Source organism: Salinivibrio sp. IB872 (assembly GCF_001995345.1).
Classification (GTDB): Bacteria; Pseudomonadota; Gammaproteobacteria; order Enterobacterales; family Vibrionaceae; genus Salinivibrio; species Salinivibrio proteolyticus.
The window spans coordinates 40,946-56,242 of the sequence record NZ_MUFO01000010.1 but is presented as its reverse complement, the minus strand read 5'-3'; the positions used below and the strand labels follow the sequence as shown (position 1 = coordinate 56,242).

Genomic DNA, 15,297 nt, shown 5'->3' with positions numbered 1-15,297 from the left:
ATGAAATTTTATCGTCGCTTAAACGCGTTTGATGCGGTGAGTTTTGACTTGGATGATACCTTGTACGATAACTGGCCGGTGATCGCACGCGCGGAGGCGGCGCTAAGCGACTATTTGAGTGAGCATTGCCCACCGCTCGCCGCGCTTGATAAAGCCACCCTTGCGGGATTTCGCCGCCAAGCCCGTGATGAGAACCCTGCCCACCGCTTTGATGTTACCGCGATGCGGGTTGCCCAGCTGACGCTTGCCGGTGAACATGTGGGTTTAACCGCGGAGAAGGCGCATGCACAAGCCCAAGCGGCGACCACCTTCTTTTGCGGATATCGCAGTGACTTTACTCCGCCGGCGCAAAGTGTGGCTTACTTAAAAGCCTGGTCCGAGAAACTGCCATTGGTGGCTATCACTAACGGTAACGTCGACACCGATGCGATTGGACTGACGCCGTTTTTCCAGCATATTTTCCGTGCCGGTGAACACGGTGCGGCCAAGCCGAACCCGGAGATGTTTGATAAGGCGGCGCAGGCCTTGGGCATCGCCCCGGCGCGTATTTTACATGTAGGCGATCACTTAAGTTCGGATGTGGCTGGCGCGCGCCAATCGGGCATGCAAGCCTGTTGGATCCGCCCAGAGCGCCAATCTCCGATGATGCGCAAAGGACGCACCTTACCGGATGTGGCGATCGACGATTTATCTGAGCTCGATACCCTTATTCAGCAGTGGCACCGCTAATCGGTGCCGCTTTGTTTGCGGGCTAGCCAGTTATCGAGGTTAAGCCAACCCGGCCCCCCCACACTGACCACCAATAAGATCACGCCCCACATAATGTGGTCATCATAGCCACGCTCCCATAGCAGTGGGTAGGAAGCGACCGCGACAATGTTGAACACAAATAACGCTAACGTCATGGGGCGTGCGAGCAGGCCCAAAGCAACAAATATCGGCAAAATCAGCTCCGCCGCGGTCCCTAAATACGCGGCCAGCTGCCACGGCAGCAAAGGCACCTGATACTCATACTCAAACAGGTATAGGGTGCTGTCCCAATTTTGGTATTTGATTAGCCCAGATTGAAAAAAAATCCATGCCACATAGACGCGGCCTACCAGCAGAAGTAGCGGTTGCAGTGGGGTAAGCGCGCGGGTGAAGGTGTGATTGATTGTGGTTATCCACATGGCTTACTCCTTACCATTGCAGGCAGTCGTTGGGGTGGTAAACGCGTTCATGGCCGCGAGCTCAGACACACACGCCAGTTGCACTTCTGACAGGTCGCCTAATGGTGTGTGTGGGCAGGCTTTCAGTACGCTGACATGATTGGCATTGAGCGTGTACCAATGCACCTTGTCTTGGTGAGCAACCAATAACAAAGCTTGCGGCTTCTCGACCACCAAGCCTTCGAACTGCTCGGTGGCGATCGCTTGCCATACGTCACTGACTGCGTAGTCGCTCTCAAATAGACGCGCTTGCTGGTTGAGCGGTAAACAAACCTGCGCTTGTTGCTCAGGGCTTAGCAACGCGAGCGCGCTGCCTTCAAACGCCGGAGAGGGAGGGGCGAGAGTGAGTACCACTTGTGCCCACTCAAAACGGGCAAGCTCGGCGCAACACGGCACGGGCTCGATAATATTGGGTAGGGCGCGCAAGGTCGCATCGAACTGTGCGCCATAGTCTTCCATCACCCCAGTTTGCGGGGGATGCATCATCGCATGATGACGCGCTACCGCATCAAAACACGCCTCACCTAATAGTGCACAGGTCTTGGGATACACGCATTTTAAGGTGTCAGTGAGGGTGACCACATAATGGTTGCGATAAATCTGCAATCGCTTGTCAGCGGCAACACGACGGTCTTTTATCGGCAGCGGTTGTGGATCATCTCGCAATGTGGCAGCAAAGGCCTGCTGCAGGGTTGCCAGCGTCATACCGCCTCCTTGTGTCGAGCCAGTCGGTAGTGGGCTTTGGCCGCTTCTGCTAACAATCGCTCGGGCGCGGGCAAGTCGCTATCCCACTCAATGAGGGTGTGGCGAGGGCCGTGGCGGCCAATCCACTGTTGATAGAGCGTCCACACCGCCTCGCTAACCGGCTGGTTATGGGTGTCTATCCAAATTTCTCCTGCGGGGGTGTGTTTGACGGTAAACCCAGCAAGGTGAATTTCTTTCACCGCATGGGCGGGAATCGCGTCAAGGTAGGTACTGGCGCTAAAATCATGGTTAAACGCGCTGACATGAACATTATTTAAATCGAGCAGCAAATCGCAGCCCGTGCGAGCGTGCACTTCGGCGAGAAATTCCCATTCGTGGTAGTCACCCTGAGCAAAACATAAATAGCTCGATGGATTTTCAATCAGCAGGGGGCGCTGTAGCGCATCTTGAACCTGTTGCACATTGGCGCAAAATACTCGCAATGCCTGCTCGGTATAGGGGAGGGGGAGTAAATCGTGAAAGTGCTGCCCGTCTATCCGGCTCCAACTTAGGTGGTCAGACACAAACAGTGGATCGACGTGTTTGACCAGTGTACACAGTTTGTCTAAATGGGCCCGATCAAGCGGTTCGTCGCTCCCCAGCGATAATCCCACGCCATGACAGCTGATGGCGTAATCCTCACGTAATCGCATCAGGGTTGAAAAAGCAGGACGGTGAGGGCGGAAATAGTTTTCACTGTGAATTTCTAGCCAGCCAAGCTTTGGGCGATATTGGTCGAAGTAGGCGAGGTGTGGTTGTCTGAGCCCCACGCCGGTCAAAACGGTTGCCTCATCCATGGTCGCTCCTTGTGATCAAGTGACAAAGCCCGGGACAAGCCCGGGTGCGCCATATCAGGATGACGAGGTACTGCCGCCAGCTAAGCGATCGCACAAGCCTTCAGGCACCATGACAAACGCATCTTTTTGGCCGTCTTCGGTGGAGGTGCCCGCGCAGGAGCTGGTGTTGGTGGCGCAGTCATTTTGTCCGGCTTTGGCGACGCCATAGCATTTTTCTTTTTCTGCCGCGTGGGCCGGTGCGCTAGTGAGTGTGGTCGCGCCTACAGCCAGTAATCCTGTCACAGCAGCGGCAACCGCTAGGTTAGTGTGTTTCATCATGCTTCCTCTTCTTGTTCCGTATTGGTGTTATCAGCCCACTGATTCGTGGTGGGCATATAAACCAAGATAGGAAAACACTGCGCAATCTTTCACCACTTAAGCGGTTTTTTTGCATGGTGAGGGCTAACTTACTGAATTTTTGTTTAAAAAAGTTGCGTCGGGATCGGGCGCGCAATTTAGCGCTGAGCTGGTATAATCGCCAACCAGTGTATAAATACCCAGTAAAATGGCAGGTGGCGATGGACGTATCAACTCTTCTTGACGGACTCAACGACAAACAGCGTGAAGCCGTGGCCGCGCCGCTCGGCAACCATTTAGTGCTTGCCGGGGCCGGTAGTGGTAAAACCCGGGTGCTGGTTCATCGTATGGCTTGGCTAATGCGGGTGGAAGAGGCGTCGCCGTTCTCGGTGATGGCGGTGACCTTCACCAACAAAGCAGCAGCCGAAATGCGTGGCCGTATTGAGCAATTGATGCAAGGCACCGCCTCTGGCATGTGGTGTGGCACCTTCCACGGCATTTGCCATCGTATTCTCCGTGCCCACTATTTGGACGCCAACCTGCCACAAGACTTCCAAATTCTTGATTCAGACGACCAGCAGCGCTTGCTACGCCGGTTAATTAAAGCGCAAAACTTGGATGAAAAACACTGGCCTGCCAAGCAAGCGAGTTGGTATATCAATGGCAAAAAAGATGAAGGCTTGCGTCCCAAGCACATTGATACCCGCCATGATCCGGTTGAAAGCACTTGGCTACGGATTTATCAGGCGTATCAAGAAGCCTGTGATCGCGCCGGTTTGGTGGATTTTGCCGAGATCTTGCTGCGAACCTTAGAGTTATTGCGCGACAAAGCGGTGATCCGCGAACACTACCAAGCACGTTTCCAGCACATTTTGGTGGATGAGTTCCAAGATACCAACAACATCCAATATGCGTGGCTACGCATGATGGCGGGCCAACAGGCGCATGTGATGATTGTGGGGGACGACGACCAATCCATTTACGGCTGGCGTGGCGCGAAAGTCGAAAATATTCAGCGTTTTCTGGACGATTTCACCACCCCGCAGACTATCCGTTTGGAGCAAAACTACCGCTCAACCAGTACGATTTTGCAAGCGGCGAATACCCTGATTGAAAACAATGCCGACCGGATGGGCAAAAGCCTGTGGACCGAGGGCAAAGAGGGTGAGCCCATCTCTGTGTATGCCGGTTTTAATGAACTGGATGAAGCGCGTTTTGTGGTCGGGAAAATCAAAACTTGGCAGGACGAAGGGGGCGTACTGAGTGACAGCGCCATTTTATACCGCAACAACGCCCAATCTCGGGTGCTGGAAGAAGCTTTAATTCAAGCCGGTTTGCCTTATCGTATTTACGGCGGCATGCGCTTTTTCGAACGTCAGGAAATCAAAGATGCACTGGCGTATTTACGTTTGATGGCCAACCGTAATGACGATGCGGCGTTCGAGCGGGTGGTAAACACGCCCACTCGTGGGATTGGTGATCGTACCCTTGAGACGCTTCGTGGCGCGGCGCGCGATCGCGGCCAAACCTTATGGCACACTGCCGAGCAAATCTTGGCCGAAAAAGCGCTGGCAGGGCGTGCGGCCAATGCATTGGGCCGGTTTATCGAGCTGGTCAATGCGCTAGAAGATGACACCCGTGACATGGCGCTGTATCAACAGACCGATGCCGTGATCCGTCACTCCGGCTTGCGCGCCATGTACGAGCAAGAAAAAGGCGAAAAAGCGCAAGCACGCGTCGATAACTTGGAAGAGTTGGTGACGGCCACGCGCCAATTTACACCGCCCGAAGAGGCGGAAGCGGAAGGCATGACACCGCTGTCGGCGTTCTTGGCCCACGCTGCCCTTGAGGCCGGTGAAGGCCAAGCGGACGAATTTGATGATGCGGTCCAATTGATGACCTTGCACAGTGCCAAAGGCCTCGAGTTCCCCTTAGTCTTTATGGTCGGGGTGGAAGAGGGCATGTTCCCCAGCCAGATGTCAGCCGAAGAAGCAGGCCGCTTAGAAGAAGAGCGTCGCCTTTGCTATGTTGGCATGACGCGAGCGATGGAAAAGCTCTATCTCACCTACGCAGAAATGCGCCGTGTGTACGGCAAAGACATGTTCCATAAGATCTCGCGCTTTATACGTGAGCTGCCCGAGGCCTGCTTGGAAGAAGTGCGCATGCGTGCCAATGTCTCACGCCCTGCTGCAAGCGGTGGTCGTTTTTCCAAAACGCAGACTCAGGAGAACTTTAATCAAACCGGATTTAGTTTGGGTCAGCGGGTTCAACACCCTAAGTTTGGTGAAGGCACCATCATCAACTTTGAAGGCAGTGGCGGACAAAGTCGCGTGCAAGTTGCCTTTAATGGGGAAGGGATTAAGTGGTTGGTGACTCAGTATGCCAAACTGGAAGCGCTTTAAGCCCGAGGGTTCAACGGAAAAAACGTAACATACGCCCAGCTTCGGCTGGGCGTATTGGTCTTTATCCCATTGCCTGCTTTTTCTGCCGCGGCGTTAGCCGAACACGCCGGCTTGCCAAACGACCGCGCCACCTAACAGCAAAAATAACAGTGCACACAGGCCATCGATAACCGGGGCGACTTTGGTGAGCACTTGCTGTACGCGACTGCCTGATAGCAGCCAGGCGAGCGAAGAAAACCAGCCCAATGAGAGTAGGAACACCACCGCCACGGCCATGGCTTTGCCACTGGCAGACATGCTGGCCGGCACCAAGGTACTCATCAACGAAATAAAAAACACCAAGGCTTTAGGGTTAAAAAGGTTGGTCAGCACCCCTTTCCAAAAAGCCTGTTTTTGGCCGCGTACTGCAGGCGCATCATTGGCGGTTTGTGCCGGCGCTGTGGTAGAGGCGAGCAAGCCTTTAATTGCGCTAAGGCCTAAATACATCAGTACACTGCCCCCTGCCACCTGTACCCACATAAACAGTTGCGGGTGCTGATGCACCAACAGGCTGATGCCGGTAATGCTCAATATTGTGTGTGCCAAAATACTGAGCGATAACCCTAGTGCGATTGCTAAGCCAGTGGCACGGCCATAACGGGTCGCATTTTGGAGCACCAAGGCAAAGTCGGGCCCGGGGCTGAGCAGCGCAATCATATGTACCCCCGCCAGCGTGGCGAGAATAGTCAGCTCGTTCATTCTGGTTTTCCTGTTGATAAAGCGGCACGTTTAATGTTGGTGACTTGATGTCGTTTGTTCTGATAGGCATCAAAGCTAAATATTGCCAAGGCGGCCCAAATAAAGGCAAAGGTGGTGGCTTTATCTGGGGTAAAGGGTTCGTCATACAAGCCGACGGCGAGTAAAAACATTAAGCTAGGGCCGATGTATTGGAAAAAGCCCAATACCGTCAAAGGTAGGCGGGTCGCGGCGCCGGTAAAGCACAGTAAAGGCACCGTAGTGATCAAACCGGCAGCGGCCAGTAGCATATTCAGGCTAATGGGATTCTCGAGCAGGTTGGCGCTGGGGCTGTCGGCAAACTGCCATAAATAAATCAATGCCACAGGAAGCAGGGTGCAGGTTTCCACAAACAGACCCGGCACCGCCGGTAAGTTGATTTTTTTGCGCAGTAAGCCGTAAATCGCAAAGCTGGTGGCCAGCACCAGGGCTATCCAAGGCAGTGAGCCAAAGGTGATCAGTTGTACTAATACCCCCACCAACGCTAGCGCGGCCGCAAGCCACTGCAGACGGCGGAAACGCTCACCAAGAAAGATCATCCCCAGCGCCACGTTCACCAGTGGATTAATGTAGTAGCCAAGGCTGGCATCTAGCATGCGGTTGTTAACAATCGCCCAGATAAACGTCAACCAATTACAGCCAATAAAGCAAGAGGTGAGCATCAACACCAACAGTTTTTTCGGCTCGCGGATAATCGGTTTAAGCAGATAAAAACGACGGGTGAAAAAAAGCAGCAATGCCAAAAAGACAAACGACCACAATACCCGGTGCGCTAAAATTTCGGGCGCCGGAATATGGTTGACCGTTTTAAAGTACATGGGGGCGATACCCCACATAATGTAGGCCGCAAGGGCCAGTAACACGCCTTGGCGTGTGCGTTTTGGATCAGGAATCACAGCGCAGTCTCGTTATAAGTGTCGGTCAGGGATGAACACGAACGTGTGCATGTTGCCTAGATGTAACAAGTTGTAAGGGCGGGCGCAAGCACCTTTCTCTGTGCTCAGGGTTTCATCGCTTACGGGGTGTCGGTAGAATGAGCGCCAGTTTGAGTAATGAGCTTGATTATGTCCGCCACCCCCGCCCATGCCGATGCGTCAACCGAAACTGACGCCGCTACCGCTGATCCTGCTGTGAGTCCTGCCCATCAGGTACTCAAAGCGGTGTTTGGTTATCACCAGTTCCGCGAGGGTCAGCAAGCGGTCATCGATGCGGCGATTGCGGGGCGTGATGCCTTGGTGATTATGCCGACTGGGGGAGGGAAGTCACTATGCTATCAGATCCCCGCGTTGGTGCGCACCGGCTTGACCGTGGTGATTTCACCTTTGATTTCATTGATGAAAGATCAGGTTGACCAGCTTAATGCCAATGGGGTTGCGGCGGCGTGCTTAAACTCAGCGATGACGCCTGAGGCGCAAGCGGATACTTTGCGTGCGCTAAATCAGGGGGAGGTGAAACTACTCTATGTGTCGCCTGAGCGCGCGCTAGGGCGTGACTTTCTCCATCGCTTAACGGAGTGGCAACTGGCGTTGATTGCGGTCGACGAAGCGCACTGTATTTCCCAGTGGGGGCATGATTTTCGTCGTGAATATGCCTCTTTAGGCCAGCTCAAACAGCACTTTCCTGACGTGCCGGTGATGGCGCTGACTGCCACCGCGGATGCCACCACGCGCGAGGATATTTTGTCCCGCCTTGCCCTGCACGATCCGCTGGTACATCTGGGTAGCTTTGACCGCCCTAACATTCGCTACACCTTGCTGGAAAAGCACAAACCTTTGGCCCAATTAGTGCAGTTTCTGAGTGGTCAACGCGGCCAATCAGGGATTGTCTATTGCAATAGCCGTAAGCGGGTTGAGCAGGTCACTCAAAAACTGTGTGATAACAATATGCTTGCCGCCGCTTACCATGCAGGGATGACCACTGAGGCACGCGGATCAGTCCAAGAGGCGTTCCAACGTGATGATGTCAACATTGTGGTGGCGACCGTGGCGTTTGGGATGGGGATCAACAAGCCCAATGTTCGCTTTGTGGTGCACTATGATGTGCCGCGCAATATTGAATCTTACTACCAAGAAACCGGACGAGCAGGGCGAGATGGACTGCCGGCTGAAGCGGTGTTGTTGTATGACCCCTCCGACATGGGGTGGCTCCATCGTTGCTTGGAAGAAAAGCCGGATGGGCCCCAAAAGCAGGTCGAAAGCCATAAACTGACCGCGATGGGCGCATTTGCCGAAGCACAAACCTGTCGTCGTTTGGTGCTCCTAAACTACTTTGGCGAGCATCGGCAAACCCCTTGTGGCAACTGTGATATTTGTCTCGACCCGCCTACCCATTTTGATGGCACCGAACAAGCACAAAAAGCGCTGTCGTGCGTGTACCGTGTTAACCAAAGCTTCGGGGTTGGATACGTGGTGGAAGTGTTGCGTGGGATGCAAAATCAGCGCATTAAAGATCATGGCCATGACAAGCTCTCTACCTACGGCATCGGGAGAGAGTGGAGCCATGAATACTGGGTAAGCATTATTCGCCAATTGATCCATCGCGGTTATCTGGTGCAAAACATTGCCCGTAGCTCGGTGCTGCAGTTAACTGAACAAGCGCGACCATTACTGCGCAGCGAGATTTCCCTTGAGCTGGCGGTACCGCGTATTGGCCTCAGCCCTCGCACCAAGGCCAACAAGCTGAGCCAGCGCCATTACGATAAAAAACTGTTCGCCAAGCTGCGTAAGTTACGTAAAGCCATTGCTGACGAAGAAGATATTCCACCTTATGTGGTGTTTAACGACGCAACCTTGATGGAAATGGCCGAGATGCTGCCGTCATCGCAAGCGGAGCTCCTAGCGGTCAGTGGCGTCGGGCAGCGTAAGCTCGAAAAATTTGGCGATGCGTTTTTGGACTTGATTGACGATCACTTGAGTTTGAGCGAGTACGGCTATGGCACCGAGTAATTGGCAATTGATAGCGTCCGACAACACCTTGGCGTTTTATCAGCCGCAGCTGGATGCGGATAATGGCAAAGAAATCTGTCAGCCATTGCTGCAAGCCCTCGAAGCCTCTGTGCTTGAGTGCCAACAAGACGCGGATATGATGACCTGGCTGATTGATTTTGAAGGCACGCGTTTGATGCTTAAAGCAGCACATTACACCCAGAGCGTGTGGTTAGAAGCGCTGGATGAGGAGGGCGATGAGGTGATTACCTTTTTGCGCCGCTGGTGGACGCGTCATCCGCCTCTTTAAATTGCGCTGGCACCGTCGCTTGATTGCTGTATAATTCGCCACCTCGCGCTGCCTGTAGACGGGTAGCTAGGTATTTTGGGTTCCCTCGCCCCCAATGACAAAAAGGTGCACTATGAGCCACTTTTCTCTTGCTCAGCAGCGTAAAGCGCTGGGTTACCTCGTGATTTTTCATTTACTGATCATTGCCTCCAGTAACTACTTGGTGCAGATCCCCTTTACGGTTTGGGGTTTCCACACCACGTGGGGAGCGTTTACGTTTCCGTTTATTTTCTTGGCCACTGATTTAACCGTCAGGATCTATGGTCCGGCATTGGCACGCCGTATTATCTTGCTGGTAATGGTGCCCTCGCTGCTGATTTCCTACGTGTTATCCGTCTTGTTTTATCAAGGCAGTTACCAAGGGTTTGCGGAGCTGGGCACGTTTAATCTCACCGTCGCACGGATTGCGATTGCCAGCTTTATGGCTTATCTGCTCGGCCAGATCTTAGATATTCATGTGTTTAATCGGTTACGCCAGCAGCGCCAATGGTGGGTCGCGCCGAGTTGTTCTACCCTGTTTGGCAATGCGTCAGACACACTCGCCTTTTTCGCGATTGCGTTTTACCAAAGCCAAGATGCCTTTATGGCCGAGCACTGGGTCGAAATCGCCTTGGTAGACTATGCCTTTAAGCTGATTATTAGCTTGGGGCTGTTTATTCCTATGTATGGAGTGTTGCTCAACCTGATTATCCGGCGTATCACACAGGTGACGCCGTCGGCGACGATGCAGCAAACGTCCTAATCAGTAGCAGAATAAAGAGTCGCATTGCGGCTCTTTTTTTACGTCAATGCGAGGAGGTGAGATGGAAATTCGTGCTGGGCACTTAGAAGATGCGGCAACAGTGCTTAACAGCGTGCCCGAGTTGGATGCAGGTGTATCCTTGGAGCAATGTCACGCGCGATTAGCGGGACGCACAGCATTGGTATTAGTCGCATACCAAAACGGTGAGCCTGTCGGTGCCAAAATAGGCTATGCCACCAGTCAGACGCAGTTTTATAGCTGGCTGGGCGGGGTAGCCAAAGCGGCCCGAGGTCAAGGAGTGGCGAAAGCGCTACTCAAGGCTCAAGAAGCGTGGGTAGCGGCTTCTGGCTATCAAACGCTTGCGGTCAAATCACGTAATCGCTTCACCGCGATGGTGTGCATGCTGATGCGTCATGGCTATCAGATGGTTGCGGTGGAGCAAAAAGGTCAGCCTGCCGATTACCGGCTTTATTTTGAGAAGAAGATCAATAAATGTACAGCGAGTGAAAAATAAGCGTATTTTTTTCTTGATAAACGATAATGAGAATGGTTATTATTAACTTGCACTCAGGGCCAAGCCCACATGCTCAGCTCTGAAGGCACGACATTGCTCACATTGCTTCCAGTGTATTAGCGGGGCGCTTATCAAACAGTGATTAAGTTAGCCTATTTTTGCTAGGCGACACCTCTCAGGGTGTCGCTTTTTTCTTTTCTGGGCACTGGCTTTTCAAACCAAAGTTGTTAGCGTGATGACTTTGGGTGCAATAACAGTTTGATGACAGCGAGTGAGTCTGAGCACAAGATCAATAAATGAAAAAGATTCTCAACTAAGTGTTGAAAATGGGAATGAGAATGGTTATTGTTAACTTGCGTTCAGGGCAAAGCCCACATGCTCAGCTCTGAAGGCACGACATTGCTCACATTGCTTCCAGTGTATTGGGGCCAGCAAACTGTTCTGATAACAGCTTTGTTTTTGCGCTCACTTGTTATAGCGACGCCCATCTCGGCGTCGCTTTTTTCTTTTTCTCTGCTGCGTTTCTGTGCGGATGAGCGTGTCTTAGGCGAGTTCTACCAATTTTTTCACCATCCGATTGATCCCACTGGCAGCATCCAGTACTGACGTCGCCAGCATATAGGCGGGCGTGGACAGGAGATGGTGGCGCTGATCTAATACATAATCTGATACCGGACACTCAATATGTTCACCGCCCATCCGATCAAAGGCGGCAGCGATATCGGGCTCATTGCCAATGGTGCCCTTGACGCCTTTTGGATAGATCTGCGGGATCATGATGGGGGCAATACACATGTAGCCAGCGGGCTTTTCTGCACAGGCGAAGGCTTGGCAAACCGCAAACATCTCTTGATTGACTTGTACCGGATCGCCATTGTAAGCAAAGTCCGATAGGTTTTTCGCGGCGCCAAAGCCGCCGGGAACCAGCAAGGCGTCGAAGTGGTCGACGTTTAAATCCGTTAGCGGAAGAATCTCCCCACGAACAATACGGCTGGCTTCGGTGAGTACATTGCGTGTCTCGTTCATCGCTTCGCCGGTACGATGATCGATCACATGGTGCTGATCGATATCTGGTGCGAAGCATTGCCATTGAGCATCGTTTTGCTCGAGGGCAAGCAGGGATAGGACTACCTCTTGGATCTCGGCACCGTCAAACACGCCGCAGCCAGATAAGATAACAGCCACCTTTTTCATGATGCTCTCCTTGTATCGAGATTAAAATTATCGCAATCAATGTGGATAATCGACCAAACGCGTCTACGCTTAGTTACGTTCAACAGTGTCGCATTGGTGCTGGGTTAAGCGAAATAGTAGCCAAGTTCGATAACTAAATTGGTGATTATCTCCGCAGTTTGTGATGACTTTCTCTGCAACCTCATGCAGAGCAAGTGATTTCTTTTTCCACACCTAAGGATCCTTTTTCGATCAAGATCCTTTTTGAGCTATTAGGGATAAGTATTTGTTTTTAAGGTGTTTAAAAATCAAAATTTATGATTATTTAGACGAAATCAAAACCCTATAAAATATTTACCAACAAACTTATCCACAGCTCAGGCTATGGATGTGAAAAACCGTGGTTAACAGGAATGACGACTCGTGGCATGCTTAGCAGCTAACGTGTTTAACTGGCAACCAAGATTCTGATATGGCAACTCTTCCCGACAATCCGTTAATCCTCGTGGATGGCTCTTCGTACCTTTACCGGGCATACCATGCTTCTCCTAATCTCACCAATAGCCAAGGTGAACCCACCGGGGCTGTATTTGGGGTGGTGAACATGCTGCGTAGTTTGTTGCGACAATTTCCCCATTCACATGTGGCGGTGATTTTTGATGCCAAAGGGAAGACGTTTCGTGACGATATGTACGAGCAGTACAAAGCCAACCGTCCACCCATGCCAGATGACCTACGCGGGCAAATTGAACCTTTGCATAAGATTATTAAAGCCATGGGTCTGCCTTTACTCGCGGTAGAAGGGGTGGAGGCCGATGATGTGATTGGCACGCTCGCCACTCAAGCCTCAAAAGCGGGAATGCCGGTCCTGATCAGCACGGGTGATAAAGACATGGCGCAGCTGGTGGATGAGCATGTCACCTTAATCAACACCATGACTAATGTGGTGATGGATCCTGAGGCGGTGCGTGAGAAGTATGGCTTTGGTCCTGAGCATATTATTGATTACCTTGCCCTGATGGGCGACAAAGTCGATAACATTCCTGGCGTACCGGGTGTGGGTGATAAAACCGCGACCGCGTTGATTGCCAATCTAGGCGGCTTGGATGATATCTACGCGAACCTCGATAAGATTGCAGCGCTCAGCTTCCGCGGCGCGAAAAGCATGGCGAAAAAACTGACTGAGCATCAAGACGCCGCTTACCTGTCTTATCAACTCGCCACGATTAAATTGGATGTTGAACTGGATTTCACCCCTGAACAGCTGGTCAAGCAAGCGCCTGATAATGACACCTTGGTGGCCATGTATCGTGACTTACAATTCCGCCGCTGGCTTAAAGAGCTGGATGAAGGTGATGCGCCGGAAGAGGCGGTGTCTGATGAACCTATCTCGCAAGCGGCCACGATTGACCGCAGTGGCTACCAGACGCTATTCACGCGGGACGCACTGGACACTTGGCTGAAGAAAATTCGTGACGCTGAGGTGGTGGCGGTCGATACCGAAACCGATAGCCTCAACTATATGGAAGCCAATCTGGTTGGCATTTCATTTGCCGTCGCGCCAGGTGAGGCGGCGTATGTGCCGGTAGCGCATGATTATCTGGAAGCGCCGGCTCAATTATCGCTGGATGAGGTGCTGGAGGTGTTGCGTCCTTGGTTGGAAGATCCCTCAGCGGCGAAAGTTGGCCAGAATCTGAAATATGATGCCAGTGTGTTTGCGCGTCACGGGATCACCTTAAAAGGGATTGCCTATGACACCATGCTGGAATCTTACGTCTATAACAGTGTGGCGGGACGCCATGACATGGACAGCCTCGCTGAGCGCTACTTGCAGCACACCTGCATCAGTTTTGAAGACATTGCTGGGAAAGGCAAGAAACAACTGACCTTTAGCCAAATCCCTCTTGAGCAAGCGGCACCTTATGCGGCAGAAGATGCTGATATTACGTTGCGTTTGCACCAATACCTGATTGGAAAAGTCACCAGTGACGAGAAACTGAAAACCATCTTTGAGTTCTACGAGATGCCGCTAGTCAGCGTGTTGTCGCGTATGGAGCGTCATGGTGTACTAATTGACAAAGACAAGTTGGCGACCCAATCAGAAGCGTTACATACTCGTTTGATTGAGCTTGAGCGTGAAGCGTTTGAGATTGCCGGCGAAGAGTTCAACTTAAGCTCGCCCAAGCAGCTACAAGCGATTTTGTTTGAGAAAATGGGCCTGCCGGTGGTGAAGAAAACCCCATCAGGTAGCCCTTCAACCAATGAAGAAGTGCTGCAAGAGCTCTCACTCGATTACCCGCTGCCAGCACGGATTTTGGAATATCGTGGGCTGGCAAAGCTCAAATCGACGTACACGGACAAATTGCCGCGCATGATCAATGCGCAAACCGGCCGTGTGCATACCTCGTATCATCAAGCCGTCACCGCGACGGGGCGCTTATCGTCCACCGATCCAAACTTACAAAATATCCCCATTCGTAACGAACAGGGTCGCCGTATTCGAGAAGCCTTCACCGCGGAACCGGATCACACCATTTTGGCGGTCGATTACTCGCAAATCGAATTGCGAATTATGGCGCACCTATCCGGCGATAAAGCCTTGCTAGAAGCGTTCCGTGACGGCAAAGATATTCACGCCGCCACCGCAGCGGAAGTGATGGGGGTAAGCCTCGACGAGGTCACCAGCGAGCAGCGACGCCGCGCTAAAGCGATCAACTTTGGTCTGATTTATGGCATGAGTGCTTTTGGTCTGTCCCGTCAGTTAGGGATTGGCCGTCAAGAAGCACAAAGCTACATGGATACCTACTTTGAGCGCTACCCAGGCGTAAAGGCCTACATGGAGCGCACCCGTGAGCAAGCGGCGGAAAAAGGCTATGTAGAAACCATTTTTGGCCGTCGTCTCTATTTGCCGGAAATTAAATCGCGTAATGGGATGCGTCGTAAAGGGGCCGAGCGCGCGGCAATCAATGCGCCGATGCAAGGAACGGCGGCCGATATTATTAAGCGTGCGATGATACTGGTTGATCAATGGATTCAAGCCAATGCCGCGGATGACGCCCGTCTGGTGATGCAAGTTCACGATGAACTGGTACTGGAAGTTAAAACGTCATCTTTATCCAAAGTTGAAAGTGAAGTACGGAAACTGATGGAGTCGGCGGCGGACTTGGACGTGCCGCTGATTGCCGAGTCTGGACACGGTAATAACTGGGGTGAAGCCCACTAAATCACGGCTTTTCCTGTGGTTTAATAACAAAAAAGCTAAAGCCGACACCATGTCGGCTTTTTTTTCGTCCGTTTATCTTGCTGTTTTGGCGTCTTTTTGTACATTTCGATA

Annotated in this window: 14 protein-coding genes; 7 read left to right on the top strand and 7 right to left on the bottom strand. The window is 52.2% G+C overall.

Annotated features, from left to right (window positions below):
- Entirely contained in the window at positions 1-729 is a 729-nt protein-coding gene (locus tag BZJ18_RS06350; RefSeq protein WP_158011258.1) for an HAD-IA family hydrolase, read from the top strand.
- Here the strand turns inward: BZJ18_RS06350 and BZJ18_RS06345 are convergent.
- Genes BZJ18_RS06345 through BZJ18_RS06330 form a run of 4 tightly spaced genes read right to left on the bottom strand, consistent with a single transcriptional unit; the run spans position 726 to position 3,064 of the window.
- Positions 726-1,169: a DoxX family protein gene (locus tag BZJ18_RS06345; protein WP_077455772.1), complete on the bottom strand. Its 444-nt coding sequence runs from the start codon at positions 1,167-1,169 to the stop codon at positions 726-728. The genes BZJ18_RS06350 and BZJ18_RS06345 overlap by 4 nt on opposite strands.
- A gap of 3 nt (positions 1,170-1,172) precedes the next feature.
- Positions 1,173-1,913: an HvfC/BufC N-terminal domain-containing protein gene (locus BZJ18_RS06340; protein WP_077455771.1), complete on the bottom strand. Its 741-nt coding sequence runs from the start codon at positions 1,911-1,913 to the stop codon at positions 1,173-1,175.
- On the bottom strand, positions 1,910-2,749 hold the full coding sequence (bufB, locus tag BZJ18_RS06335) for an MNIO family bufferin maturase (RefSeq protein WP_077455770.1): 840 nt from the start codon (positions 2,747-2,749) through the stop codon (positions 1,910-1,912). The genes BZJ18_RS06340 and bufB overlap by 4 nt, the downstream gene beginning before the upstream one ends.
- Positions 2,750-2,803: 54 nt before the next feature.
- A complete protein-coding gene (locus tag BZJ18_RS06330) occupies positions 2,804-3,064 on the bottom strand; it encodes a BufA1 family periplasmic bufferin-type metallophore (protein ID WP_077455769.1) in 261 nt (86 codons plus the stop codon).
- Between the two features lie 242 nt (positions 3,065-3,306).
- On the opposite strand from BZJ18_RS06330, the gene uvrD reads away from it, so the two are divergent.
- Positions 3,307-5,487, top strand: a complete 2,181-nt coding sequence (uvrD, locus tag BZJ18_RS06325) for a DNA helicase II (RefSeq protein WP_077455792.1) — start codon at positions 3,307-3,309, stop codon at positions 5,485-5,487.
- Between the two features lie 93 nt (positions 5,488-5,580).
- Here the strand turns inward: uvrD and BZJ18_RS06320 are convergent, their stop codons facing one another.
- Together BZJ18_RS06320 and rarD are read right to left on the bottom strand one after the other, a co-directional pair.
- Complete coding sequence (locus BZJ18_RS06320) at positions 5,581-6,225, bottom strand: LysE family translocator (protein WP_077455768.1); 645 nt, start codon at positions 6,223-6,225, stop codon at positions 5,581-5,583.
- Positions 6,222-7,097 carry an EamA family transporter RarD gene (gene rarD / locus BZJ18_RS06315; RefSeq protein ID WP_443216501.1) on the bottom strand — a complete coding sequence of 292 codons (876 nt, stop codon included), beginning with the start codon at positions 7,095-7,097 and terminating at the stop codon, positions 6,222-6,224. The genes BZJ18_RS06320 and rarD overlap by 4 nt, the downstream gene beginning before the upstream one ends.
- Positions 7,098-7,325: 228 nt before the next feature.
- Between rarD and recQ the strand changes: the two genes are divergently transcribed.
- The 4 genes from recQ to BZJ18_RS06295 all read left to right on the top strand — a co-directional run bounded on the left by recQ (position 7,326) and on the right by BZJ18_RS06295 (position 10,790).
- Complete coding sequence (recQ, locus tag BZJ18_RS06310; protein ID WP_077455790.1) at positions 7,326-9,206, top strand: ATP-dependent DNA helicase RecQ; 1,881 nt, start codon at positions 7,326-7,328, stop codon at positions 9,204-9,206.
- Positions 9,193-9,495, top strand: a complete 303-nt coding sequence (locus tag BZJ18_RS06305) for a DUF3630 family protein (protein WP_077455767.1) — start codon at positions 9,193-9,195, stop codon at positions 9,493-9,495. Before recQ ends, BZJ18_RS06305 begins: the two co-directional genes overlap by 14 nt.
- 112 nt (positions 9,496-9,607) lie before the next feature.
- On the top strand, positions 9,608-10,276 hold the full coding sequence (locus tag BZJ18_RS06300; protein ID WP_077455766.1) for a 7-cyano-7-deazaguanine/7-aminomethyl-7-deazaguanine transporter: 669 nt from the start codon (positions 9,608-9,610) through the stop codon (positions 10,274-10,276).
- Between the two features lie 61 nt (positions 10,277-10,337).
- Positions 10,338-10,790 carry a GNAT family N-acetyltransferase gene (locus BZJ18_RS06295; RefSeq protein WP_077455765.1) on the top strand — a complete coding sequence of 151 codons (453 nt, stop codon included), beginning with the start codon at positions 10,338-10,340 and terminating at the stop codon, positions 10,788-10,790.
- A gap of 543 nt (positions 10,791-11,333) precedes the next feature.
- Here BZJ18_RS06295 and elbB read toward each other — a convergent pair.
- On the bottom strand, positions 11,334-11,984 hold the full coding sequence (gene elbB / locus BZJ18_RS06290; protein WP_077455764.1) for an isoprenoid biosynthesis glyoxalase ElbB: 651 nt from the start codon (positions 11,982-11,984) through the stop codon (positions 11,334-11,336).
- Between the two features lie 451 nt (positions 11,985-12,435).
- On the opposite strand from elbB, the gene polA reads away from it, so the two are divergent.
- A complete protein-coding gene (gene polA / locus BZJ18_RS06285; protein ID WP_077455763.1) occupies positions 12,436-15,186 on the top strand; it encodes a DNA polymerase I in 2,751 nt (916 codons plus the stop codon).
- Positions 15,187-15,297 lie beyond the last annotated feature (111 nt).